22 protein-coding genes and 1 tRNA gene are annotated in these 23,362 nt (G+C 64.1%); 15 read left to right on the top strand and 8 right to left on the bottom strand.

Translation table 11 applies throughout. From position 1 onward, the window contains the following. The first annotated feature begins 112 nt into the window (after positions 1–112). From rpoH to LHJ54_RS05215, 3 genes are all read left to right on the top strand, one after another. A complete protein-coding gene (rpoH, locus tag LHJ54_RS05225; RefSeq protein ID WP_228242864.1) occupies positions 113–1,036 on the top strand; it encodes an RNA polymerase sigma factor RpoH in 924 nt (307 codons plus the stop codon). Positions 1,037–1,205: 169 nt separating this feature from the next. Next, positions 1,206–1,874 carry a monofunctional biosynthetic peptidoglycan transglycosylase gene (gene mtgA / locus LHJ54_RS05220; protein WP_228244300.1) on the top strand — a complete coding sequence of 223 codons (669 nt, stop codon included), beginning with the start codon at positions 1,206–1,208 and terminating at the stop codon, positions 1,872–1,874. 1 nt (position 1,875) lies between these two features. Continuing rightward, the gene (locus LHJ54_RS05215; protein ID WP_228242863.1) at positions 1,876–2,820 is read left to right on the top strand and encodes a cation diffusion facilitator family transporter; all 945 of its coding nucleotides are present in this window, start codon (positions 1,876–1,878) and stop codon (positions 2,818–2,820) included. A 6-nt stretch (positions 2,821–2,826) separates the two neighbouring features. On the opposite strand, the gene LHJ54_RS05210 is transcribed toward LHJ54_RS05215, so the two are convergent. The 3 genes from LHJ54_RS05210 to LHJ54_RS05200 all read right to left on the bottom strand — a co-directional run bounded on the left by LHJ54_RS05210 (position 2,827) and on the right by LHJ54_RS05200 (position 6,110). Continuing rightward, entirely contained in the window at positions 2,827–3,450 is a 624-nt protein-coding gene (locus tag LHJ54_RS05210; protein ID WP_228242862.1) for a hypothetical protein, read from the bottom strand. A gap of 381 nt (positions 3,451–3,831) precedes the next feature. Next, positions 3,832–5,100 (bottom strand): ATP-dependent Clp protease ATP-binding subunit ClpX, encoded by a 1,269-nt coding sequence (gene clpX / locus LHJ54_RS05205; RefSeq protein ID WP_228242861.1) that lies wholly within the window; start codon positions 5,098–5,100, stop codon positions 3,832–3,834. Between the two features lie 311 nt (positions 5,101–5,411). Continuing rightward, positions 5,412–6,110: an ATP-dependent Clp protease proteolytic subunit gene (locus LHJ54_RS05200; protein ID WP_228242860.1), complete on the bottom strand. Its 699-nt coding sequence runs from the start codon at positions 6,108–6,110 to the stop codon at positions 5,412–5,414. A gap of 131 nt (positions 6,111–6,241) precedes the next feature. Here LHJ54_RS05200 and LHJ54_RS05195 point away from each other — a divergent pair, with 131 nt between their 5' ends. Together LHJ54_RS05195 and LHJ54_RS05190 are read left to right on the top strand one after the other, a co-directional pair. Then, positions 6,242–7,774: an amidase gene (locus tag LHJ54_RS05195; protein ID WP_228242859.1), complete on the top strand. Its 1,533-nt coding sequence runs from the start codon at positions 6,242–6,244 to the stop codon at positions 7,772–7,774. 27 nt (positions 7,775–7,801) lie between these two features. Continuing rightward, the gene (locus LHJ54_RS05190) at positions 7,802–9,133 is read left to right on the top strand and encodes a sodium:proton antiporter (protein WP_228242858.1); all 1,332 of its coding nucleotides are present in this window, start codon (positions 7,802–7,804) and stop codon (positions 9,131–9,133) included. A gap of 162 nt (positions 9,134–9,295) precedes the next feature. On the opposite strand, the gene tig is transcribed toward LHJ54_RS05190, so the two are convergent. Together tig and LHJ54_RS05180 are read right to left on the bottom strand one after the other, a co-directional pair. Next, positions 9,296–10,900, bottom strand: coding sequence for a trigger factor (gene tig, locus LHJ54_RS05185; protein WP_228242857.1), 1,605 nt, complete (start codon positions 10,898–10,900; stop codon positions 9,296–9,298). Positions 10,901–10,964: 64 nt separating this feature from the next. Beyond that, positions 10,965–11,049: transfer RNA gene (locus LHJ54_RS05180), tRNA-Leu, on the bottom strand. A gap of 157 nt (positions 11,050–11,206) precedes the next feature. Between LHJ54_RS05180 and LHJ54_RS05175 the strand changes: the two genes are divergently transcribed. The 5 genes from LHJ54_RS05175 to LHJ54_RS05155 all read left to right on the top strand — a co-directional run bounded on the left by LHJ54_RS05175 (position 11,207) and on the right by LHJ54_RS05155 (position 14,024). Next, positions 11,207–11,389, top strand: coding sequence for a hypothetical protein (locus tag LHJ54_RS05175; RefSeq protein ID WP_228242856.1), 183 nt, complete (start codon positions 11,207–11,209; stop codon positions 11,387–11,389). A 41-nt stretch (positions 11,390–11,430) separates the two neighbouring features. Continuing rightward, positions 11,431–11,742, top strand: coding sequence for a DUF3297 family protein (locus LHJ54_RS05170; RefSeq protein ID WP_228242855.1), 312 nt, complete (start codon positions 11,431–11,433; stop codon positions 11,740–11,742). 16 nt (positions 11,743–11,758) lie between these two features. Beyond that, positions 11,759–13,183, top strand: coding sequence for a ribosome biogenesis GTPase Der (der, locus tag LHJ54_RS05165; RefSeq protein ID WP_228242854.1), 1,425 nt, complete (start codon positions 11,759–11,761; stop codon positions 13,181–13,183). Further along, positions 13,180–13,695, top strand: a complete 516-nt coding sequence (locus LHJ54_RS05160) for a DUF2721 domain-containing protein (protein ID WP_228242853.1) — start codon at positions 13,180–13,182, stop codon at positions 13,693–13,695. Before der ends, LHJ54_RS05160 begins: the two co-directional genes overlap by 4 nt. Positions 13,696–13,823: 128 nt before the next feature. Beyond that, a complete protein-coding gene (locus tag LHJ54_RS05155; RefSeq protein ID WP_228242852.1) occupies positions 13,824–14,024 on the top strand; it encodes a hypothetical protein in 201 nt (66 codons plus the stop codon). Here the strand turns inward: LHJ54_RS05155 and LHJ54_RS05150 are convergent. After that, positions 14,006–15,274, bottom strand: coding sequence for a DUF418 domain-containing protein (locus LHJ54_RS05150; RefSeq protein WP_228242851.1), 1,269 nt, complete (start codon positions 15,272–15,274; stop codon positions 14,006–14,008). The genes LHJ54_RS05155 and LHJ54_RS05150 overlap by 19 nt on opposite strands. 186 nt (positions 15,275–15,460) lie before the next feature. Between LHJ54_RS05150 and LHJ54_RS05145 the strand changes: the two genes are divergently transcribed. The 4 genes from LHJ54_RS05145 to LHJ54_RS05130 all read left to right on the top strand — a co-directional run bounded on the left by LHJ54_RS05145 (position 15,461) and on the right by LHJ54_RS05130 (position 19,044). Next, on the top strand, positions 15,461–16,180 hold the full coding sequence (locus LHJ54_RS05145; RefSeq protein WP_228242850.1) for a ParA family protein: 720 nt from the start codon (positions 15,461–15,463) through the stop codon (positions 16,178–16,180). A 39-nt stretch (positions 16,181–16,219) separates the two neighbouring features. Further along, positions 16,220–16,687 carry a type II toxin-antitoxin system HicB family antitoxin gene (locus LHJ54_RS05140; protein WP_228242849.1) on the top strand — a complete coding sequence of 156 codons (468 nt, stop codon included), beginning with the start codon at positions 16,220–16,222 and terminating at the stop codon, positions 16,685–16,687. Between the two features lie 24 nt (positions 16,688–16,711). Then, positions 16,712–18,076 (top strand): tetratricopeptide repeat protein, encoded by a 1,365-nt coding sequence (locus tag LHJ54_RS12710; RefSeq protein WP_228242848.1) that lies wholly within the window; start codon positions 16,712–16,714, stop codon positions 18,074–18,076. 149 nt (positions 18,077–18,225) lie between these two features. After that, positions 18,226–19,044, top strand: a complete 819-nt coding sequence (locus LHJ54_RS05130) for a hypothetical protein (protein ID WP_228242847.1) — start codon at positions 18,226–18,228, stop codon at positions 19,042–19,044. On the opposite strand, the gene LHJ54_RS05125 is transcribed toward LHJ54_RS05130, so the two are convergent. Both LHJ54_RS05125 and LHJ54_RS05120 read right to left on the bottom strand, forming a co-directional pair. Continuing rightward, a complete protein-coding gene (locus LHJ54_RS05125) occupies positions 19,016–20,248 on the bottom strand; it encodes a dihydroorotase family protein (RefSeq protein ID WP_228242846.1) in 1,233 nt (410 codons plus the stop codon). The genes LHJ54_RS05130 and LHJ54_RS05125 overlap by 29 nt on opposite strands. Then, positions 20,245–21,294, bottom strand: a complete 1,050-nt coding sequence (locus LHJ54_RS05120) for an aspartate carbamoyltransferase catalytic subunit (protein WP_228242845.1) — start codon at positions 21,292–21,294, stop codon at positions 20,245–20,247. Before LHJ54_RS05120 ends, LHJ54_RS05125 begins: the two co-directional genes overlap by 4 nt. Before the next feature lie 16 nt (positions 21,295–21,310). Between LHJ54_RS05120 and sppA the strand changes: the two genes are divergently transcribed. Beyond that, positions 21,311–23,305 (top strand): signal peptide peptidase SppA, encoded by a 1,995-nt coding sequence (gene sppA / locus LHJ54_RS05115; RefSeq protein WP_228242844.1) that lies wholly within the window; start codon positions 21,311–21,313, stop codon positions 23,303–23,305. The last annotated feature ends 57 nt before the right edge of the window (positions 23,306–23,362 follow it).

Here is a 23,362-nt window from a genome sequence, read left to right as displayed (position 1 = left end):
AGGAGCCGCAAAAGAGTATATATGACAACCGCGCATGGTCAGGCGCGGCCCGGTTGGCCTCGCCCCAGCACAAGCCAATCGCCTCTCTGACCTCAGGAAGGTAAGAAACATCGTGTCCAGCAGCAAGGCCCCATCCGTTCCAGCCCTCAGCGGCGAGCAGAGCCTCAACCGCTACCTGGCTGAAATCAAGAAGTTTCCGGTTCTCACGGCGGAACAGGAATACATGCTGGCCAAACGGTATGAAGAGCATGACGACCCGGAAGCGGCGGCGCAGCTCGTGACCAGCCACCTGCGTCTGGTCGCCAAGATTGCCATGGGCTATCGCGGTTACGGCCTTCCCGTCAGCGACCTTATTTCAGAAGGTAACGTCGGGTTGATGCAGGGCGTGAAGAAGTTCGAGCCGGATCGCGGTTTCCGCCTGGCGACCTACGCCATGTGGTGGATCAAGGCGTCGATTCAGGAATTCATCCTGCGCTCCTGGTCGCTGGTCAAGATGGGCACCACCGCTGCGCAGAAAAAGCTGTTCTTCAACCTCCGCCGGATGAAGAAGAACCTCGACGCTTACGAAGACGGCGACCTGCATCCCGACGACGTCACCAAGATCGCGACCGATCTGGGTGTTCCGGAACAGGAAGTGATCAACATGAACCGCCGTATGATGATGGGCGGCGATGGATCGCTCAACGTCTCCATGCGCAATGGCGAGGAAGGTTCTGGCGAATGGCAGGACTGGCTGACCGACGACCGCCCGCTGCAGGACGAAACAGTTGCGGAAGCGCAGGAAAAAACCATGCGCCACGAGATGCTGACCGAGGCGCTCGACAGCTTGAATGAGCGGGAGAAGCATATCCTGACGGAGCGGCGGCTTACCGAGAACCCCCAGACACTGGAAGAATTGTCGCAGGTTTACGACGTGTCGCGCGAACGGATCCGTCAGATCGAGGTGCGCGCGTTCGAAAAGCTGCAGAAGGCGATGCAGCGGATCGCGGGCGAGCGATTGCTGCCGGCGCCGCTACCCGCGCTGGGCGCCGGATAGCCGCATAAGGGTTCTGCACAGCGGCGAGGAAGTTTACGAACCCCGCCGCTGTGCGCTCTGGTTGGCTGACGCGCTGCGGCGTATTCGTCCGCAGCAAGCAGTGTCCCGCGTAGCCACGGATGCCGCTCCGGCCTTTGCGCCGTGGCACGCTCTCCGCTACGCCTCGCTCATGTTCCGCGTCGCCAAGTTCCTGTTGACCATCGTGCTCGGCTTCATTGCTCTGAGCCTCATCCCCGTCCTTATTTATCGCTTCGCCCCTGTGCCCGTGACGTTGACGATGCTGATGGATGAGCATGGCTGGACGAAGGACTGGGAACCGCTCAGCAACATCGACCGTGATCTTGTCCGGGCGGTCATAGCGGCCGAAGATGGCAAGTTCTGCCAGCACAACGGCTTCGATACCGAGGCGATCGGACAGGCAATCGAGGAGCGGCTCGCCGGAGAACGGGAACGCGGCGCTTCCACGATAAGCCAGCAGACTGCGAAGAATGTCTTCCTCTGGCAGGGCGGCGGATTTTTCCGCAAGGGGCTGGAGGCCTGGTTCACCTTCCTCATCGAACACCTGTGGGGCAAGCGGCGGATCATGGAGGTGTATCTCAATGTCGCTGAAACCGGCATCGGCACCTATGGGGCGGAGGCCGGAGCGCAGCGATACTTCAACAAGTCAGCCGCAAGCCTTTCGCCGGCAGAGGCGGCACGTCTGGCCGCGATTCTGCCGTCACCCAAGACGCGGGCAGTGGTGAACCCCGGCGGCTTCACCCGCAGGTATGGCAACACCATCGCTGCGCGGATCGGAGTGGTGCGGCGGGACGGGCTGGACGCCTGCGTGTACTCATAACATGGCTGCGAGGCACTCTCATGCGCATCATCCGCATGAACATGGGCACGGGCATGGGCAAGGCGCTGCCCACCATCACCATGCGCCCGCCGACTTCGGTCGCGCCTTCGCCATCGGAGTAGCGCTGAACTCGGCTTTTGTCCTGGTCGAGGCGACTGCGGGTATTCTGACGGGTTCAATGGCGCTGGTGGCGGACGCCGGGCACAACCTGTCCGATGTCCTTAGCCTGCTCCTCGCCTGGGGGGCGGCCTCCCTCGCCAAGCGGCCACCATCGGCCCGGTTCACCTATGGCTTGAAATCCTCGACCATTCTGGCCGCACTGGCGAACGCCATGCTGCTGCTCGTCGCGCTTGGCGTCATCCTGGTCGAGACACTGCAGCGGTTCCGTAATCCCGAGCCGGTAGAGGCAGGAGTGGTGATGGCGGTGGCAGGCGTCGGCATCCTCATCAACACCGGCACGGCCTTGCTGTTCATGCGCGGTCGCCGACACGACCTCAACATCCGGGGCGCGTTCCTGCACATGGCCGCAGACGCGCTTGTATCCCTCGGCGTGGTTATTGCCGGCGCGCTGATCTGGTGGACCGGTCTCTTGTGGATCGACCCGCTGACCAGCTTGCTGATCGTGGCGGTGATTGCCTGGAGCACCTGGGGGCTTCTGCGCGACAGCGTGGTGATGAGCATGCTGGCGGTGCCATCCGGTATCGATGCGGAAGCGGTCCGCAAGGACCTGAGCGGTCTGCCGGGAGTGACCGCGGTTCACGACTTCCACATCTGGCCGCTGTCCACCACCGACATCGCGCTGTCCGCACATCTGGTGATGCCGCACGGCTACCCCCACGCGGATTTTCTGCGAAGCATTGCCGAGCGCTGTCGCCACGATCACGGGATCAGCCACGTCACCTTGCAGATCGAAACGCAGGAAACCGGTTGCAGCGGCGGCTGCTGATCAGCGTCAGCCGCGAGGCTGGAGCTTCTCCTTCATCCGCCGCGCCTGATTGGCGACACTGCGCAGAACCGGCACCTGATCAAACCATTTGCGCTCGCCAATGTCGGTTGCCGATATCCGATAATCCGCGAGGGGCAGAAACTGTGTCCTGATTTCGGGATGGTAGCGCCTGAACCAGACATATGCCCCATCAATCGGCGGCCTGATGCGCGGATTGAAATCGGAACGGACGATTGCCGGATCGTATTGCGTCTCAGGATCAAGCAGCGATTGCAGAAATGGAACCAGCTTTTCCAGCGCTGACACTGAGAAGCCCATGAAGTGAGCCCCTTCAATATCGGCATTTAAAAGGTCTTGTTCATCGCTGGCCAAGGCAAATCCGCCGTACAGAATATCGGTGTCGCTCTCTTGCTGCATACTTCTGGCAGCAGGCAGAAACACGCAATCGTCCTCTAGCACGATGACAGATCGCCGGTCTGCGAGTGCATCGGTCAAAACCTGCAAGTGGCTCTGAAAGGCGCCGTTGGCTCCCAGACAGTGAAACAACCCCGGACCATCCGGCTTCACCGCGCTGAAGTATTGAACCTTCGGATCACCTAAAAGGCCGACCTTGGCGAGTTCGCGGTCCATCTCCCGGCGCCGGTCGCGGCGGTGGGGAAGATTGATTATGCGGACGGAGTCGTATTGATCAAATATCATCTCAGCTCGGCCCATACCGCGTCGCGGTTAACAGATGGAACTCTCGTCCAGACGCCTTGCTCATCGTATCGGCTCGCCAAATGTGCCACAAGCGCAAACGCTTAAAAGCCGTCAGCAGACTTCCAGTGGCGCCTCGCGAGAGCGGCGCCATACGCGATGCCGAGCCTTCCATTGGACGCCCCGCAACAGCCTCTCGCCGCCTCACAGAACGCTGCCTGAACTTTCTAAAATAGGAGAGATGCCTTAGAGCAGCCTCTGGCCCTCAGGAGCTGAACAACGGCGCTGCCCGGATCGGGGAGCAGCGCCTTGCAATCAGGCTGCCGCTTCCTTCTTGCCCTTGGTGCCATCCATCACCTGGACCGGCGCCTTGCGGCCTTCCACCACATCCTTGTCCACGACGATCTCGCTGACACCCTCCATGTCGGGAAGGTCGAACATCGTGTCGAGCAGAATGCCTTCGACGATCGATCGCAGGCCGCGCGCGCCGGTTTTCCGCAGAATGGCCTTCTGCGCGATTGTCTCCAGCGCGTCCTTGGTGAAGGTAAGCTCCACGTTCTCCAGTTCGAACAGCTTGCGATACTGTTTGACCAGCGCGTTCTTCGGCTCCGACAGGATCTGCACCAGCGCTTCCACGTCCAGGTCCGTCAGGGTAGCGATCACCGGCAGACGTCCGACGAACTCCGGAATCAGGCCGAATTTCAGCAGATCCTCCGGCTCGCCCTTCTCCAGCAATTCGCCAACGCGGCGCTTGTCAGGATCGGCGACATGCGCACCGAACCCGATCGACCGCTTCTGCAGGCGGTCGGCGATGATCTTGTCCAGACCGGCAAAGGCGCCGCCGCAGATAAACAGGATGTTCGTCGTATCGACCTGCAGGAACTCCTGCTGCGGATGCTTGCGTCCGCCCTGCGGCGGGACGGAGGCCGTCGTACCCTCCATCAGCTTGAGCAGCGCCTGCTGCACCCCTTCGCCCGACACGTCCCGCGTAATCGAAGGGTTTTCGGCCTTGCGGGTGATCTTGTCGATCTCGTCGATATAGACGATGCCGTGCTGTGCCTTTTCGACATTATAGTCGCTGGCTTGCAGCAGCTTGAGGATGATGTTCTCCACATCTTCCCCGACGTAGCCAGCCTCGGTCAGGGTGGTGGCATCGGCCATCGTGAACGGCACGTCAAAGGTGCGCGCCAGCGTCTGCGCCAGCAGCGTCTTGCCGCTGCCGGTCGGTCCGACGAGCAGGATGTTCGACTTGGCAAGCTCCACATCGCCCGACTTGCCGGAGTGCTTGAGCCGTTTGTAGTGGTTGTGAACTGCCACCGACAGCACGCGCTTCGCCCGGTCCTGCCCAATGACATAGTCATTGAGGGTGGAGAAAATCTCCATGGGCGTGGGCACGTCGCCTTCCTTGCGCCCGACAATTCCCGCCTTCGTTTCTTCGCGGATGATATCGTTGCAAAGTTCAACGCACTCATCGCAGATGAACACGGTCGGCCCGGCGATCAGCTTGCGCACCTCATGCTGGGATTTCCCGCAGAAGCTGCAGTAGAGGGTGCTCTTGCTGTCGGAATTGCTCAATTTCGTCATGCCTTATCCAATTTTCGCCAGAAGCCTAGAACGGCGTCAGGTGCGATTCTTCAATCGGAATGTAGCCCGCAAAGGCACGATATCAATCGACACTGCATAATTCTATAGTGTCAACTCTATCCTAACGGCGCACACGGGCGCGCGCTCTCAACCTTGTGGGCGATTCATCAGATGCAGGCATCGGCAGAGCCGCGCCCGGTGGAAAACGCGCAGCAGGGAGGCCGAGCCACGGGCACGGCGCTTACCCCCAAATCGCGCTTGCCTTGCGGTGCAACCGCGCAGTCTGCGGACCTAAGCCTGTTTGCGAGTGCTTACTCAGGCGCCCCGCCCGAACCCTTGTCGCCTTCCGGCTGATCTCCTTCGGGGCGGGTTTCGAACACCTTGTCCACCAGCCCGAACTTCATCGCTTCGTCCGCTTCCAGGAAGGTGTCCCGATCCATTGCCTGCTCGATTTCCGTCAGCGTCTTGCCGGTGTATTTGGCGTACAGTGCATTCAGCCGTTCGCGCATCCGCAGGATTTCGCGCGCGACAATCTCGATGTCGGAGGCCATCCCGCGCGCTCCGCCGGACGGCTGGTGCACCATGATGCGCGCATTCGGCAGGGCGATCCGCATCCCCGGCTCTCCGGCGGCCAGCAAGAAGCTGCCCATGGACGCAGCCTGGCCGACGCAGACGGTCGAAACGCGCGGTTTGATGTACTGCATCGTGTCGTGGATGGCGAGCCCCGCCGTCACCACCCCACCGGGTGAGTTGATGTACATCGAGATCGGCTTGGAAGGGTTTTCGGATTCAAGGAACAGCAGCTGCGCCACGATCAACGACGCCATCTGGTCCTCAACCTGGCCGCTGACGAAAACGATCCGTTCGCGCAGCAGGCGGGAAAAGATGTCGAAGCTGCGTTCGCCGCGGCTGGTCTGTTCCACCACCATCGGCACCAGCGCGCCTGTCACCGGGTCGTGTGTGAAACGGCCCTGGCTGGCATAGGCATCGGTGCCGAACAGGTCGATCATGAAAAAATCCTCTCAATTTGGAAGTGCGCGCCTATCTTGCGATTGGCGCCGCCATGTTCAAGAGTGTTTAGATCGTTGTTGGCCGGAAGTACTCCTCTTGCACTTCAGGTGAGCGCGAACGACAAGGCCGCATGCAACTTCGTGCTTTCCGACCGCTCGCCTCGCTTGGCCTTGTTCTCACCGTCACGGCTGGCTGCGCCACGCTGCCGTCCGATCCGATAGCGAGGCCGGACGCCCGAACGTCCGACTCTGTCCCGAATGACCCGGTGGAGGCCGTTGCCCATTACAGGCTGCGGATTGCACAACTGGACGACGTCGGGCCGCAGCTGAATGCGGTGATCAGCCTGAACGAAGGGGCGGCAGGCGACGCGGCCGCGGCGCGTGATCTGCCGCTGGCCGGACGGGCGGTGCTTGTGAAGGACAACATCGAGACGCGCGAACTGCCGACCACGGCAGGCAGTCTGGCGCTGGCCGGCAACACCACCGGCCGGGATGCGCCCCTGATCGCCCGCTTGCGGGAAGCCGGCGGTGTCGTGCTGGGCAAGGCCAACCTGAGCGAATGGGCGAATATCCGCGACACGGATTCAACCAGCGGGTGGAGCGCGGTGGGCGGACTCACCCGCAATCCGCACGCCACCGACCGCAACGCATGCGGATCATCGTCAGGCAGCGGCGCGGCAGTAGCAGCGGGCCTTGCGTGGGCCGCAATCGGCACAGAGACTAACGGCTCGATCACCTGTCCCGCCAGCATCAATGGAATTGTCGGCTTCAAACCCAGCGTCGGGATCGTCAGCCGCACGCATGTGGTGCCGATCTCAAGCACGCAGGACACCGCCGGACCGATGGCGCGCAGCGTGCGCGATGCCGCGCTGCTGCTGACCGCCATCGCGGGCGAAGATCCAGCCGATCCCGCGACCATCGGCGCTGCCCGGGTCGAGGACTACACCGCAGGCCTCGACACTTCATCGCTGGCAGGCGTGCGAATCGGGGTGCTGCGGAGCGCGGTCGGCACTCGCGCCGACGTCAGAGCGCTATTTGAGGCGGCGCTGGCAGATCTCCAACGCGGCGGCGCGGTGCTGGTCGATGTCGCTTACGCGCCCCCCGGCGAACTGTGGCAGGCAACGCTGCCTGTTCTCCTGCATGAACTGCGCAAGGAAATGGACCGCTATCTCGGCACGCTGCCTGGCGCCGGCGGGCCCCGCAGTCTGGCCGATGTGGTCGCATTCAACGCCGCAAATGCGGACACAGAGCTGCGCTGGTTCGGGCAGGATCTGTTCGAGCAGGCGCTGACCACCACCGACGACGACGCATATGCCAAGAACCTTGCCACATTGCGCCGCCTGTCCCGCGCCGAAGGGATCGACAAGCTGCTGGCCGACAACGGTGTCGCTTTCCTGGTTGCGCCGACCACCGGGCCAACCTGGACGACGGACCTTGTGAACGGAGATAACTTCGCGGGCGGTATTGGCGCAGGCTACCTCGCCGCCATTGCCGGATACCCTCATCTCACCGTGCCGATGGGAGCGGTGGAACGATTGCCCGTCGGCCTGAGCATCATCGGAGGGCAGTGGCAGGACGCCGCGGTTCTGCGCGCCGGCGCGGCTTACGAACAGTATCGTACAGCAATGGTGCCATCTCCCTCGTTCCGGCGTTGGGAGCCGTAAGCCCTTTCCAGCGCGGGATTTTTACCGATGTTCGAGTTTGAGCCGCGCATTTTCCTGTTCGTTTTGTTTGGTCTAGGCCTGATGGCGACGTCACTGGCCGAACGCTGGTTGGCCGACCGTTGGCTGTCGCTGCCGATCGCCTACGTATTGCTTGGTTTTGCCGTGTTCTCGCTGCCGCTCGGCCTGCCGAACATCAATCCCGCAGCCGACGGGTTTGATGCGACGGTGCTGGAGTACGCGTCCGAGTTTATCGTCATTGCGTCGCTGATGGGTGCTGGACTCGCGCTTGACCGGCCGGTCAGCTGGGCCAACTGGCGGCAGGTCTGGCCGCTGCTCGTAATCGCCATGCCGCTGTGCATCGCCGCCGTTGCGCTTCTGGGATGGGGTCTGTTGGGGCTCCCGGTGGCGACCGCCCTGCTGCTGGGTGCGGCGCTGGCGCCCACCGATCCCGTATTGGCCAGCAGCGTGTCGGTCGGCCCGCCTGGAGACAAGCGCCGCCACGATGTGCGTTTCAGCCTCACCACCGAGGCCGGGCTGAACGACGGGCTGGCATTTCCGTTCGTTTACCTCGCCATTGGTGCCGTTGGCGTGGCCGGGATTGGCACCTGGACTGCTCAATGGTTTGCCTTGGATCTTGTCTGGCGGGTTGGTGCAGGCGTTCTGACGGGTGTTGCCACGGGCCGACTGGCCGCCTGGTACATCTTCGAGCGCGGCGGCGATGCAGCCCTCGGCGCTGACGGCCCCAAACAGGGCGAGCACACCGCCGAGGGGTTGATCGTGCTTGGGTCGCTCCTGTTTTCCTATGGTCTTGCCGAAATGGTCCAGGGTTATGGCTTTCTGGCGGTGTTTGTCGCCGCCGTGACGGCGCGCCAGTACGAGAGCCGCAGCCGCTATCACCGCATGAGCCACCACTTCATCGAGCAGGTGGAAAAGATCGTGCTGGTTGGCATGCTGTTCGCGTTCGGTGCAATGATCGCCAGCGGGGTGCTGGCCCAGCTCGACTGGCGCGGCGCGGTGATCGGTGGGCTGCTGGTGTTCGCCATCCGGCCGCTGTCGGGCCTGCTGGCGGAGTGGCGCTCGCCGCTGCCACTGCCCGGCAGGCTAGCGGTCGCGTTTCTGGGTGTGCGCGGTCTCGGGTCGATTTACTATCTCGCCTACGGCCAGAACAGCGCTGCTTTCGAGCAACTCGGGACGGTCTGGTCGGTGGCGAGCTTCACCATTCTACTGTCGATCGTGGTCCATGGCGTTAGCGCCAATCGGATCATGCGGTTCGTGGAAACGCGGGGCCACCACATCCATGAAGGGCAAGACGACCGCTTACCACCCAAGGAGGAGGCAGCCGCGCCTATCGGCTCCTAGCCCGCATCGGCCGGCTGGATGGGCCGGTCAGCGCCTGTGCGGCACTGACCTGGAGAGTCAGGCCGCCGAAATGAAGGACTGCTTCGGGCAAATTCCGCTGGCACAGCACCCGCCCGAAGCCATAACCGCACCCTGTCCGGCAACAACTCGCAGTTTGTTGCCTCAGTCGTCCTTCTTGCCTGCCGTCTTCTTGGCACCGCCCTTGGCAGCCGCCTTCTTGGGCGCAGCTTTCGTGGCCTTGCCCTCATCGGCAGTTTTTGCAGCCCTGGGCGCGTCCCCGGCCGCGTCAGCGCTCTTTTTCCCGCCTGCCTTCTTCGCTGCGGGCTTCTTGGCCGCCTCGCCACCTTCGGCTTGGTCGGCAGGAGCGTTCCCGTCGGCCTTCGCCGCCTTCTTTGCCGGAGCCTTCTTCTTCGTCGCGGGCTTCGCCTCCTGCTCGCCCTCGTCAGCCTCGATCGCTGCTTCCAGCTCTTCGCGGGTTACTTCGCGGTCGGTGATCTGCGCCTTGTCGAACAGGAAATCGACCACCTTGTCCTCGTACAGCGGTGCCCGCAACTGCGCCGCGGCCATGGGCTCCTGCTGCACGTAGTCGATGAACCTTTGCCGGTCTTCGGCGCGGTACTGCTGCGCGGCCTGCTGGATCAGCATGTTCATTTCCTGATTGCTGATCTGGATGTTGTTCGCCTGTCCGATCTCCGACAGGAGGAGGCCCAACCGAACCCGGCGTTCCGCGATGCGGCGGTAATCGTCGCGGTCGCCTTCGATCTCGCTCTTCGCCGCGGCCGGATCGTCGGCCTTGGCAGCCTCCTGCTCCAGTTGCGCCCAGATCTGCGCGAACTCGGCCTCCACCATGTTTTCCGGTACGGCGAAGTCGTGATCCGCCGCCAGCTGGTCAAGCAGAGCGCGCTTCATCTGCGTGCGGGTCAGCCCGGCCAATTCCTGCTCCATCTGCGCGCGCATGATCTCGCGCAGCTTGTCCATGCTTTCCAGCCCGAACTGCTTGGCAAAATCGTCATCCAACTTGGTTTCGCCTTCGATCTTCACCGCCTGCACAGTGACGTCGAATTCGGCTTCCTTGCCCTTCAGGTTTTCCGCCGGGTAATCGGCCGGGAAGGTTACGGTGATGGTCTTGACGTCACCCGCCTTCACGCCGGCCAGTTGATCCTCGAAACCAGGAATGAAGGTACCAGAGCCCAGCACCAGTGTCGCGCCTTCGGCTTTGCCGCCTTCGAACTCGGTACCGTCGACGCGGCCAACAAAGTCGATCAGCAACTGGTCGCCCTGCTGCGCCTTGCGCGCCTTGGGTGCGTCCGTGTAGCTCTTGTTCTGCCCGGCGAGCTGATCCAGCCGTTCATTCACCTCTTCATCTTTGACGGCCACGGCCAGGCGTTCCAGCTTGAGCCCGTCGACGTCAGGCACATTCACCTGGGGCAGAACTTCCATCTCGACCGTAAGCTCGGCGTCCTTGCCGTTCTCATATCCTTCGCCAAGTTCGACCTTCGGCTGCATTGCCGGGCGCAGCTGCTTGTCGCGCAGGAGATTGTCGATCGACTCGCGGATGGTGTCGTTGAGCACCTGCGCGTGCAACTGTTCGCCGTGCATCTTGCGCACGAGATTGGCAGGAACCTTGCCCGGCCGAAAACCGGGCATGCGCACCTGCGGCGCGATCTTGCGCAGTTCCTGAACGATACGGCTGTCGATTTCCTGTGCCGGAATGCGCAGGCGATAACCGCGCTTGAGGCCGCTGTCGGTGGTCTGCTGAATGTCCATGAGTGCCTTTGAAACCTTTTTGTCGAATCGAATGGGTTGCCGCGCGGGGGCGGTGCGGCGGTGCTGGTGCGGGCGAAGGGACTCGAACCCCCACATCCTTCGATACTGGTACCTAAAACCAGCGCGTCTACCAATTCCGCCACGCCCGCAACAGCGCCAGCCCGGCGGCCCACGCCACCGGTGAAATCAAGGGGTGCGCCTTATAAGCGGTCGGGGGAAAGGGCAAGTATTTGCGGCCCAAACAGGAACGGCCATCCGCCGTCGCCCGTATTGCCCGTGCCGCAACCCCACACAGGAGGCACTAAGATGGCCACGACACCGCAGGTTCCGCAACCCGACATCGACAATCCGCAGGCGCCGCCGGAAACACCGTCGCAGCCGGAACCGTTCAACGAGCCCGGCGACAACCCGCCGGAAATCGAAGAGCCGCAGCCTGACTACGACGACCCGGACCCGCTCCCGCTGACCACGCCCCTCCCGCCTGACTGAGGCCGCTTGCGCCAACAGTGCCGCCTGTCTAGTGCCGCGGGATGAGCGAACAGGAACAACAGGGCGCATCCGCAATCGAAGCGGGCGCCGATCTGCCACCCGATCACCTTTCGGTGAATCTGCGCAGCCCCCACTTCGATGCGGACAAGCTGCGTCGCGGGATTGGCATCCGCTTCAAGGGGCGCGAGCGGACCGACATCGAGGAATACTGCATCTCGGAAGGGTGGGTGCGTGTTCAGGCAGGCAAGACGGTGGATCGCAAGGGGCAGCCGTTGACGATCAAGCTGACCGGGCCGGTCGAGGCATGGTATCAGGACCTCGGCGACGCCGCCCCGGTCGCGAAGGCGGAGTAACGCCGATCGGCTTCCCATGAAACCGCAAGTCATCATCATCGGCCGGCCCAATGTGGGCAAGTCGACCTTGTTCAACCGTCTGGTCGGCAAGAAGCTTGCGTTGGTAGATGATCAGCCCGGCGTCACCCGAGATCGGCGCATGGGCGACGCGGAGATCGCCAACCTGCAGTTTACCGCGGTGGACACCGCCGGGTGGGAAGATGAGGACGCGGCCAGCCTGCCCGGCCGGATGCGGGCACAGACGGAAGCCAGCCTGGAAGGCGCGGATGCGGCCCTGTTCGTGATCGACGCACGCGCCGGGTTGACGCCGCTGGACGAGGAAATTGCCCGCTATCTGCGCGAATACCGCGGCAGGCGCGAAGGCAATGTGCCGATCATCGTGGTAGCCAACAAGGCGGAAGGACGCGCTGGCGACAGCGGCATTTTTGAGGCGTACTCGCTTGGATTGGGTGACCCGGTGGCAATCAGCGCCGAACACGGCGAAGGCGTTGCCGACCTGTTCGACGCGCTGTGGCCCCTGATCGGTGAAAAAGCGGACGCAGTGAGGGACGCGAGCGACCTCGACCGCGAGGCTGAGGAAGCGGAAGACGCACCCGCCGGGCCGCTCAAACTGGCAATCGTTGGCCGTCCTAACGCCGGCAAATCTACTCTCATCAACCGTCTGCTGGGCGAAGACCGTTTACTGACCGGGCCGGAGGCGGGCATCACCCGCGATTCGATCGCGGTCGACTGGCGCTGGACCGATCCGCAGAGTGGCGAAGAGCGCGAGGTGCGCCTGATTGACACAGCCGGCATGCGCAAGAAGGCGCAGGTGGTCGACAAGCTGGAGCGGCTGGCCGTTGCCGATGCGCGCCACGCGGTGGATTTCGCCGAAGTCGTGGTGCTGCTGCTGGATGCGACCCGCGGGCTTGAACACCAGGACCTGAAAATCGCTTCCATGGTAGTCGAGGAAGGCCGCGGCTTGATGATTGCCATCAACAAATGGGACATTGCCGGCCAGGAAGTTGGCGGAGATGCAAGCCGTCTGTTCAACGGCATCAAGACCGCGCTGGACGAAGGGCTGGCCCAGGTGCGCGGGCTGCCGGTGCTTGCCGTCAGCGCCCGCACTGGCAAGGGGCTGGACACGCTGATCCGCGCGGCTTTCGACCTGCGTGAAACTTGGTCTCGGCGTGTGCCCACGGCCGCACTCAACCGCTGGTTCGAGGACGCGCTGGAGGCAAATCCGCCGCCGGCGCCGGGGGGCAAGCGGATCAAGCTGCGGTACATCACGCAAGCCGGGACCCGGCCCCCGCGTTTCGTGTTGTTCGGCACCCGGCTGGAGCTGCTGCCCAAAAGCTACGAGCGGTATCTGGTGAACGGCATCCGCCGCGACCTGGGACTCGGCGCGGTGCCCGTCCGCCTGTTCCTGCGTTCACCCAAGAACCCGTTCGAGAAGAAGTGACAGAAGAACTCATCGCTGCGGGGCTGGCGGCAGCCGACTTCATCTCGCAGTCGCGCAATACCGCCCGCGTACAGGCGATAATGCAGTTGAGCCTCGCACCAGCCTTCCTTCTGGCCGGCATTGGCGCGATCATGAATGTGATGACCAGCAGGCTTATTTGGGTCGCCAACCGCATCGACCGGATCGAGCAGCTGCAACGCGAAGGAGTGGCGGGCGCGGCGGTGGACGACCTGCCGGCCCTCGAGAAACGGCGGAGCTATGTTCAGGGCGCGGTGATGCTGTCCACTGCCGCCGCGCTCACGATCAGCGTGGTCATTGCCCTGCTTTTCATCAGCGCCTTTATCCAGCCGCGCATCGGTACGCTGATCGCGTCGGCGTGGATCCTGACGATGGTGTTCCTGGTCGGCGGGCTTGGCCTGTTTGTCATGGAAACGCGCACAGCCGCGCGGCGTAACCGGGAGCGCGCGCGAGAGCGGAAAAGGCGCGCTCGCAATGACTCGGCGACACGATGACCTGCGCCACCGGCACTTGCGTCTGCGATGACTGATTAACCGATTATCAACCCTGGCGCCGTAAGTCTGCCGCGTCGCGATAGCGGCTAGAGGGTTGCGGCGGAGTCGCCGCACGCTGGAGGCGGGTGATGGTTGCGCTTTTCAAGGCAGTCATTCCGGGCGGTCTTCTGACCTGGATCGTCTGCATGTTCTTCGGATCGGCGGGTTCGAGCGGCGGTTTTCTTCACGTGTACAGCCAGCATCTGGCAGATCACAGCATCTACTGGTCCTGGCCGTTGTTCACTGTCGGAACGCTGCTTGCCTGGTTCGTTTACGCCAACATCGACTGACGCAGCGCGAAAACCCTGCCGTAGGTGAGGCAGCGCCATAGCCACTCGAGCGGACCGTAGCGAAAGCGGGCGAGCCACCACTGCGACCACAGGGGCATTGCCACCGCCGTGACAAGCGCGACGATGTAAAGCTCCGCCCGGTTCAACTGGCCGAACATCCCCAGCCCAAAGCCGTGGAAAATCCACAGCATGACAACGGACGTTCCGATGTAATTGGTGAACGCCGCTCTTCCCGCAGCACGCAGGCCTGTTCCGAACCAGCCCTTCGCATGGTCGTTCAGCAAAACCAGCAAACCCGCCAGCCCGAAGATCATCGGCAGCCGGGGAAACGCGCTCCACCCGGCAACCGCGGACAGGCTGCTCCAGTAGGTCAGGCCGCGGTCAATCTCCCACAGGCCTTCGATCAACGTGACAACTGCTCCGACCGCCACGCCGGCGACGCTGCCTGCCAGCATCCTGCTGCGATCAAGTCCACTGGTGAAGAAACCCGCTTTGTAAAGTGCCATGCCCATGATGACGAGCGGCACCGTTTCCAGCAGCAGGAGCGCCAGATTGAAGCCGAGCGAGTCCGGCAGACCGGTAAGATTGCCAGCTACAAACTGCGGGTAATCGCCTTGCGCGATCACCCTACCCTCAGCCAGCTCATGCTGCCGGGCGGCCTCCTCTTCCACCACAAGCCCGGCGTGCATCGCGGCGAGTTGCGGATCGGCCGCCGCCTGCGGAGCGGCGGCTGCGGCGAGGAAGCCGTACATGGCAGTGGAGATCAGCGCGCCTGCCGCAAAGGCGGTCAGGCCGAATGCCAGCAGGCGGCGCCCGCTCCATCTAGCAAAGGGAAGCGCAATCACCCCGGCAACCGCATAGGCGACGAGGATATCGCCGCGCCACAACAGCACATGATGTGCCACTCCGAACACGAACAGCCAGCATAGCCGCCGTAGCTGCAGCCCGGCTGCTGCCCCCTGCTGCCGGGCGCGCTCCAGAAACAGCACCAGTCCGGCCCCGAACAGCACGGTGAACAGCCCGCGCATCTTGCCGTCGATCAGCACCAGCTGGGTCAGCCATAGCCAGTCGTCCACGGCCCGCGCAGGGGTCAGGAAGGCGGCGGGATAGAAGCTGGCCGAGAACGGCTGGCCAAAGGCAGCAACGTTGGCAAAGACGATGCCCATGACGGCAACGCCGCGGGTAAAATCCAGACTGCCGATTCGATGATCCGACGGCGTTGTCTCAGGTCGATCGGTCCCATCCGGCATTGCCGCTGCATCGTCGGAAAACCTGCTGGACGCAACCTTGCGCCACAACTGCGCCGGCCCGTGCCGCGCGGCCGCATCATCCCATGGCCTTAACTCTAAATTAGGGGTGCTCTGGCAAAGCAGAGGGGAAGAGGTGCCGCACGGCCCCTTTGGCAGACAAACTGGACGACATTAAGGGGACAACCTTTGCGGGTATTGGCACTGGCATCGCAGAAAGGCGGATCGGGCAAGACGACCCTCTCCGGCCATCTCGCCGTTCAGGCACAGCGGGCAGGCGCGGGACCGGTGGTGCTGATCGACATTGATCCGCAAGGCTCGTTGGCCGACTGGTGGAACGAACGGGAGGCGGAATACCCCGCCTTTGCGCAGACCACCGTGTCCCGTCTGGCGGCGGACCTGCAGATCCTGCGGCAGCAGGGCTTCAAGCTGGCCGTGATCGACACGCCGCCCGCGATCACCATGGCCATCCAGTCCGTCATCGCCGTGGCCGAACTTATCGTGGTGCCGACCCGGCCCAGCCCGCACGACCTGCGGGCGGTGGGGGCGACCGTCGACCTGTGCGAACGGGCCGGCAAACCGCTGGTGTTCGTGGTAAACGCCGCCACGCCCAAGGCCAAGATCACGTCCGAGGCGGCAGTGGCCCTGTCGCAGCACGGCACTGTCGCGCCAATAACCCTGCACCATCGGACGGACTTTGCCGCATCCATGATCGACGGGCGCACCGTGATGGAAGTTGACGAGAACAGCCGCTCTGCGGTCGAAGTCACGACCTTGTGGCGCTATCTCGCAGATCGGCTGGAAAAGAACTTCCGCCGCACCGTATTTGCCGCCCCGGCCTCGGCCTCGCAGATGCCGCATCAGCAGCGTCCCGCAGGCGGCGGCTTTGGCCGCCGGGTCGCGCAGTAAGGCCACGGGGCCAGTAGCATGGCAGAAGACGAGGCTTCCATGAACAACCAGCATTTTGCCTCCCTTTCGCCGGCCTTGCTGGCCCGCAAGGGGGGTGCAAAGCCCGCCATGCGTTCGCAACTGGGGATGATGGGAGCCACTGTTCCAGACGGCGTGCTCGATGAGGAAGACCTCGGCTGGAATGACCTGGGTGAAGATGTGCCGGCGTCGGCGCAGATCTTCGACTTTGGCGCCGCGCAAGTCCGCAAGCCTTCTGGTCAGCCGGGGGTCCAGGATGCCGTCGGCGGCGCGGACCGGCTGCTCGTCAAGGCCAAGCGCTCGGGCAAGCCCAGGAACAGCCGCACATCCTTTACCCTGCGCCTGGATGCGGAACGGCATCTGATGCTGCGGCTCGCCTGCGCGTTGCAGGGTTGCAGCGCCCAGCAATTCGTCACCGGCGCGCTCGACACGCTTCTCGCCACAATTCCCGACATCGACAAACTTGCGGCCCGAACAAGCCGGAGCTGACCCCCTTCAGAAGGACGGAACATCGTGACCAACATCCGCATGACCCGGCACAAGCTTATCGGCCTCGCGCTGTCCACCGCGCTGGCATCGGGCGCGCTCACCGCCTGCAGCGGCAGTGTCGCGCCCGACGCGCGCGTGTCGGCTGACAAGGCGAGCCAGGCCCTCACCCGGGGCAAGATCGACGCGGCCATTCGTCACGCGGAGGCAGCGGTGCTGGCTCAGCCCCGCTCCGCAGAATACCGCAGCGCCCTTGGTGCCGCTTATCTGGAGGCAGGCCGCTTCCAGTCTGCCGAAACCAGCTTCGCCGAAGCGATGGAACTGGGTGGTACAGCCCCGCGGATCGTGGTCAGCCGCGCCCTGGCGCAGATTGCCGTGGGTCAGTCTGAAGCGGCCTACAATCTGCTTCATCAGCACGCGCAAAACATTGATCCGGCCGATCTGGGCCTTGCCTTCGCCCTGTCCGGCGACGCCGAGCGCGGGGTCAAGCTGCTGCTGAGCGAAATGCACGGCGGGCACAATACACCCAAGGTACGGCAGAATCTCGCCTATGCATTTGCGCTTAAGGGCGATTGGCACTTGGCCCGGCAGCTTGTGTCAGAGGATGTTCAGCCCGACAAGGTCGGCGAACGGCTCGGCCAGTGGGCCGTTGCCGCCAGCCCGGGCGGTCATACCCTGCGCGTCGCTAACATCCTGAACGTCGCGATCGCGCGCGAGGATCACCGGCCGGCCCAGCTGGCGCTGACCAACTTTCCCGACACGCCCATGCTGGCCGCCGAAGCCGCGACCCAGTTGCCGGTGGACGCCGAACCCAGCATCGCAGTGGCCAGGGTTGCCAATGCCGGCTTCGACGCCGCGGGCGAACTCCCGCCGATCGGCCGCACGGCACAATCCGTCGACGGTTCTCCGGTTCAAGCAGTTGCCGCCCCCGCCCGGCCCTCCACGGTGCCCGCTGCGCAGATCGCTACAGCTGCTGTAGCAGCGCCATCGGTGAGAGTGGCCGCCGCGCCATCTGCGGCTTCAGCACCGGCCCGCGCCGTACCCGCCAAACCGGCAGCAACGGCGGCGGTTCGCCCGGCCGCGCTCCAGCAGTTCGAGCCCGGCAATCATCTCGTCCAGCTCGGCTCCTACACCAGCGAGGCCGGCGCGCGGGCCGCGTGGCCTGTGTTCCAGGCGCGCTTTCCGGTGCTGAAAGACCAGTCACCCGTAATCACCAAGGCGCAGGTGAACGGCCGCATCTACTACCGCGTCGCGGCGGGAAATCTTGCTGAAAGGTCGGCCCAGTCGCTGTGCGCGATGGCCAAGGCCAAGGGACAAGGGTGCATCGCCTATTCCGCAGCCCGGCCGCTGCCTGGCACAATCGGATCCCCCGTGCGCGTGGCGGGGCGATGACCTTCGCCCGGTAACCGAACGCTAGGAATTTGCCGCTAAACCGCAGGGCATAAGCAAACCCCACGCTTTGGAACCCCTCGTCCTGCGGGACGGGGGGTTTTTCGTTACCGATGTTGCCAGCCGGGACAAATTCGGGTCTTGTAACAAATGTGTCACAAGCACATCGCGCCGCGGCCCGGCGACGGAATTTCCTCGCCGAGGCGAAAGGCTTCGCTGTTTCCCTGATCGGCGAAGCACTTACGCTGGCGAAAACGCCCACTGCGATCGTTGCGGCGCTGCTGATATTACCTGCTGCCGCTTTTCTGACCGGAATGGGAATTGTTGTCGCCTATGGCGAGTATCACGGGCACGATCTGCCCGACCGGCTGATGCTTTCACGGGATAATACTTTCAGTGAACGCTTTGAGTACGTGCTGACCGGCGCGGCGGCGCTGGCGATGCTGCTGACGTGGCGCCGCACTGGCGCAACGGCATATATGGTCTTTGCGGTGCTGTTTGGCTGGCTCACTGCCGACAACAGCCTGCAGCTTCATGAACGGCTAGGAGTTCTGGTAGGCACGGTGTTGCGCAGCGGCGGATTTCCTGCGGAGAATGCACGGCATTTCGGCGAAGCGGCCGTCATGTGCGGCATAGGCGCGTTGCTGATCGGCATGATAGTCTGGTCACTCGCCGGTAGTGGCGCACTCCACCGGCTCCGGGCCACGATCCTCCTCCTGCTGATCGGCGGCACGGCATGTTTCGGTGTGGTGGTGGACGCAATCGACGCCTTGGTTTTTGCCGAAGGGTCAGCCGCGCAGCAGGTCGGTGCGTTTGTGGAAGATGCCGGTGAATTGTGGTTGCTTTGCCTCACCGTCATCTGCGCGCTTGCTGTTATGGTCCGCTCGAGCGGCGGATCCCATGACCTTGCCGAAGCTGCCTCGGACACAGGGCGCCCGGTTTTCAGGACGCAGGCTCCACCCCGCCCTTGAACAGCCGGATGCAGCGGCCCTGTACCGGTTTACGGTCGAACGGCGTGTTGCCGGCCATGCCGTTCAGGCTGCTGCTCTCCACAATCCACGGACAGTCAGGAGCAATCAGCGCGACATCCGCCTCGCGCCCGGCTTCAAGTACGCCAGCATCGACCCGCAGTATCCGCGCCGGGGCGGCCGCCATCAGGTCGAACGCCCGCTCCAGCGAGATCAATCCGTCCCGCACGAGGGAGAGGACCAAGGGTAGCAGCGTCTGCGCCCCTGCCATTCCGGGCGCAGCCTCGGCGAAAGGTAGGCGCTTTTCTTCCATGGCCTGCGGATCATGGCCGCTGGCGATCACATCGATCGTGCCATCGGCGATCGCCTCGCGCACCGCCTGCCGGTCGTCTTCGCTGCGCAGCGGCGGCGACAAACGGGCGAAGCTGCGAAAGCCGTGGACTGCAAGATCGGACAACATGAAATGCGCTGGCGTAACACCCGCGGTGACGCCAATGCCGCGCGCCTTGGCCTGACGCACCAGCGCCAGCCCGGCGCGGGTCGTAACCTGCCGGAAGTGCAGGCGCGCGCCGGTCATCTCCGCCAGCACGAGATCACGGGCGATTGCCAGCACCTCCGCCTGCGCGGGCGCGCTTGCAAGGCCCAGACGCGTCGCGATCTCTCCTGCCGTTGCTACCGCCCGCCCCGCGAGAAACCCGTCCTCGGCATGGGCGATCACCGGCAGGTCCAGCATCGCCGCATATTGCAGCACCCGCAGCATGACGCCGCTGTCCGCGATCCAGTGCCGGCCGGTGGCAATTCCGCGCGCGCCTGCCTCCTGCATCAGCGCAAATTCGGCCAGATCCGTTCCCGCCAGACCTTTGGTCGCCGCGGCGAGAGGATGCACCCACAGGTCCGGCTTGCCGCGCTTGGCGGTGAAGTTGACGCTGGAAGGATGGTCCAGCGGCGGGCTTTGATCCGGCATCAGCGCGGCGCGGGCGATCCCGCCGAAATGAAAAGCCCCCCTGTCGACGGCGAACACACCCAGGTCGATCAACGCTGGCGCGATCAGCGCCCCTCGTGCGTCAATGATCTGGTCGCCCGGCTCAGCCGCAACGTCGCCCACCGCTGCGATCCGCCCCTGTGCCAGACGCACCGAACCGTGGCGCACTTCCCCCGGCAGAACCAGCCTGCCGCCGGTTATGCAGACCCCACCGAGCTGCTTCATGCCAGCGCGTTCCCTGCGTCAAGCGGCTCGGGCGCCCAGCCCGGCACTCCGCGCGCACGACGGGTCAGGATGTCAAGGCAGGCCATCCGCACCGCCACGCCCATCTCCACCTGGCGCGTGATGATGGACCGATCCGCGAGGTCGGCCACCGCGCTGTCGATTTCCACCCCGCGGTTCATGGGGCCGGGATGCATCACGATCGCATCGGGCGCGGCGCGCGCCAACCTTGCCTCGGTCAGGCCGTAAAGATGGCGGTACTCCCGCTCCGACGGGATGTACTGCCCGCTCATCCGCTCCGACTGCAGACGCAGCATCATAACCACATCGGTCCCAGCCAGCGCAGCGTCGAAGTCGCAGAACACGGCGGCACCCATTGCTTCCACCCCGTGAGGCAGCAGCGCAGGCGGGGCGCACACCCGCACACTTGCGCCCAGCGCCTGCAGGCAAAGCATGCCTGAACGCGCTACACGGCTATGCAGGATGTCGCCGCAAATCGTGACGGTGAGGCCCGTGAAATCGTCGCCCGCCTCGCCTCTTTGCCGCAGCGCGTGGCGCAGCGCCAGGGCATCCAGCAACCCTTGCGTGGGATGTTCATGGCTGCCGTCGCCCGCGTTGAGGACGGGACAGGCAACCTTGTCCGCGATCAGCGCGACCGCGCCAGAGCTGGCGTGCCGGATGACGATGGCATCCGCCTGCATAGCGTTCAGCGTCACGGCCGTGTCGATCAGCGTTTCGCCCTTTTTGACGCTGGACTGAGTGGCGTGCATGTTGACCACATCGGCGCCCAGCCGCTTGCCCGCGATTTCGAACGACAGCAGCGTGCGGGTTGAGTTCTCGAAGAAGGCGTTGATGATGGTGAGCCCCGCCAGAGCCTCCGCCCGCTTGGCCGCCTGGCGGTTCAGCGCGATCCATTGTTCGGCTTCGTCCAGCAGATACAGGATTTCGTGCCGTTGCAGCTGGCCGATGGCCAACAGGTCACGATGCGGAAAGGCCTGCCGCCCCGGGGGGTAGCCGCCGGCCCAGCGCGATTGTGGTGACTGGCTCATCAACGCCAGAGCCATAGTGGCAAGCCGCGCCACCCTCAAGCTGTTGGTCGCGCCAACCGCCCAGAACAAACGGCTGGACCGCAAGGGTGCCACCTTCTACCTGTTGATGATGGACAGGACAGGAACGGCAGGCATGAGTTTCGCGGGCAAGGTCTGGCGATTGCTGGTGGGGATCAAGGATGGCCTTACCCTCCTCTTCCTGCTGCTTTTCTTTGCTACGCTTTTCGCCATTCTGAGCGCGCGACCCAGCGTGGCGCAGGTTCGCGACGGGGCGCTGTTGCTGAAACTGGACGGTGTGGTGGTGGAAGAGCGCAGCCCCATCAACCCGTTCACCGCCTTGCTGGCGTCAGAAGCACCCGTGCGCGAATTTGCTGCGCGTGACCTGGTGCGCGCCATCGACGCTGCCGCGGCTGACAGCCGGATGCAGGCCGTCGTGCTCGATCTCGACCGGTTCTTGGGTGGAGGACAGGTTCATTTGCGCGAGATCAGCGACGCGCTGGCCCGCGTGCGCGCGGCGGAAAAGCCGGTGTTCGCCTTCGCGACGCTCTACTCGGACGATTCCCTGCTGCTCGCCGCCAATGCGAACGAGATCTGGGTCGATCCGCTGGGCGGCGCCGCGATCCTGGGACCAGGCGGCAACAACCTGTATTTTGGTGCGCTGCTCGACCGGCTCAACATCACGGCACGCGTTTACCGGGTAGGCACCTACAAGGCGGCGGTCGAGCCTTGGACACAAAGCAGCATGTCGCCCGAAGCGCGGGAAAACGCCCAAGCGCTGTACGGATCGCTGTGGGAAGAATGGCAAACCTATGTGCAGCGCGCCCGGCCCAGGGCAAACCTGCCTGCTTTTGCCCAGCAACCGGCGCAGCTGATCGCCGCCAACGGCGGCAGCATGGCAAGGGCAGCGTTGCAGGCCGGCATAGTGGACCACCTTGGCAGCCGGTATCAGTTCGAGGACCGCGTGGCCAAGCTGGTTGGCGAGGACAAGCTGACCGATACACGCTTCGCGCATACCGCGCTTCAGCCGTGGCTGCAGTCGCTTGGTCCGCAAAGGGGTGGCCGAGCGATCGGCGTTGTCACCGTCGCCGGGACCATTGTTGACGGCGAAGCGGGACCGGGAACCGCGGGGGGAACCCGGATCGCGAAACTGCTGGACGATGCGCTGGACGACGAACTGGCGGGCCTCGTCCTGCGGGTCGATTCGCCCGGCGGATCGGTCCTTGCCAGCGAGGAGATCCGCCGCGCCGTGGAACGGCACCGGGCGAACGGCACGCCCGTGGCGGTTTCCATGGCGAATGTCGCTGCCAGCGGCGGGTACTGGGTCGCCACGCCAGCACAGCGTATTTTCGCCGAGCCGGAAACCATTACCGGGTCGATCGGCGTGTTCGCCGTTTTTCCGACCTTTGAGCGGCTGGCGCAGGAATACGGCGTAGGGTCCGACGGGGTCAGCACCACCCCGCTGTCGGGTCAGCCGGACCTGATCGGCGGACTGACGCCGGAAGTGGAAAGCATTCTGCAATCCGGCACCGAGGAGACATACCGCACATTCCTCCAGCGGGTGTCCCAATCACGCAACATGACAGTGGAACGGGCGGATTCGCTTGGCCAGGGACGCGTGTGGGATGGTGGAACCGCTCGCCAGGTCGGGCTGGTCGATCAGTATGGCGGAGTGGACGATGCGCTCGCATGGGTCGCGGCGCAGGCCAAGCTTGGCGAAGGCGAATGGCACCCGACCTATCTCGGCGAGAACACGAGCGCTTACGACACTTTGCTGCGCCAGTGGCTGATCAAGGATGATGCCCAGGAAGCGCGCCGCGACGTAGCAGCGCTGGCCGCCGGACAACAGCGCGACATTTTTCACCGGCTAGAGCAGCAACTCGCCATGCTGCTGCAGGTCCGGGGAATGCAGGCATACTGCATGGAGTGTCCGGTCGCTGAACGCACGCCGGTAGCGGCTCGGTCCGCCGGCCGCGGCTGGATGCAGGAACTGCTGTCGTTTCTTGCGCGCTGATCCGGCCGGGGGTTGTCAGCGGCCGCTGAGCAAACTAAACGCGCCGGCCTGTCCAGC

The sequence above is a fragment of the Porphyrobacter sp. GA68 genome, assembly GCF_022605525.1.
Classification (GTDB): Bacteria; Pseudomonadota; Alphaproteobacteria; order Sphingomonadales; family Sphingomonadaceae; genus Qipengyuania_B.
Note: the sequence above shows the minus strand (reverse complement) of the source record. Positions and strands in the feature narration are given on the sequence as shown.

Bases quoted from the DNA above. Each gene is read 5' to 3' on its own strand.
- LHJ54_RS05195 (WP_228242859.1), top strand. From the start codon at position 6,242: ATGCAACTTCGTGCTTTCCGACCGCTCGCCTCGCTTGGCCTTGTTCTC.
- clpX (WP_228242861.1), bottom strand. From the start codon at position 5,100: ATGACGAAATTGAGCAATTCCGACAGCAAGAGCACCCTCTACTGCAGC.
- LHJ54_RS05175 (WP_228242856.1), top strand. From the start codon at position 11,207: ATGGCCACGACACCGCAGGTTCCGCAACCCGACATCGACAATCCGCAG.
- LHJ54_RS05140 (WP_228242849.1), top strand. From the start codon at position 16,220: ATGAACAACCAGCATTTTGCCTCCCTTTCGCCGGCCTTGCTGGCCCGC.
- LHJ54_RS05170 (WP_228242855.1), top strand. From the start codon at position 11,431: ATGAGCGAACAGGAACAACAGGGCGCATCCGCAATCGAAGCGGGCGCC.
- LHJ54_RS05210 (WP_228242862.1), bottom strand. From the start codon at position 3,450: ATGGACCGCGAACTCGCCAAGGTCGGCCTTTTAGGTGATCCGAAGGTT.
- LHJ54_RS05200 (WP_228242860.1), bottom strand. From the start codon at position 6,110: ATGATCGACCTGTTCGGCACCGATGCCTATGCCAGCCAGGGCCGTTTC.
- LHJ54_RS05190 (WP_228242858.1), top strand. From the start codon at position 7,802: ATGTTCGAGTTTGAGCCGCGCATTTTCCTGTTCGTTTTGTTTGGTCTA.
- LHJ54_RS05150 (WP_228242851.1), bottom strand. From the start codon at position 15,274: ATGCCGGATGGGACCGATCGACCTGAGACAACGCCGTCGGATCATCGA.
- LHJ54_RS05120 (WP_228242845.1), bottom strand. From the start codon at position 21,294: ATGAGCCAGTCACCACAATCGCGCTGGGCCGGCGGCTACCCCCCGGGG.
- der (WP_228242854.1), top strand. From the start codon at position 11,759: ATGAAACCGCAAGTCATCATCATCGGCCGGCCCAATGTGGGCAAGTCG.
- LHJ54_RS05215 (WP_228242863.1), top strand. From the start codon at position 1,876: ATGGCTGCGAGGCACTCTCATGCGCATCATCCGCATGAACATGGGCAC.
- mtgA (WP_228244300.1), top strand. From the start codon at position 1,206: ATGTTCCGCGTCGCCAAGTTCCTGTTGACCATCGTGCTCGGCTTCATT.
- LHJ54_RS05125 (WP_228242846.1), bottom strand. From the start codon at position 20,248: ATGAAGCAGCTCGGTGGGGTCTGCATAACCGGCGGCAGGCTGGTTCTG.
- LHJ54_RS05155 (WP_228242852.1), top strand. From the start codon at position 13,824: ATGGTTGCGCTTTTCAAGGCAGTCATTCCGGGCGGTCTTCTGACCTGG.
- tig (WP_228242857.1), bottom strand. From the start codon at position 10,900: ATGGACATTCAGCAGACCACCGACAGCGGCCTCAAGCGCGGTTATCGC.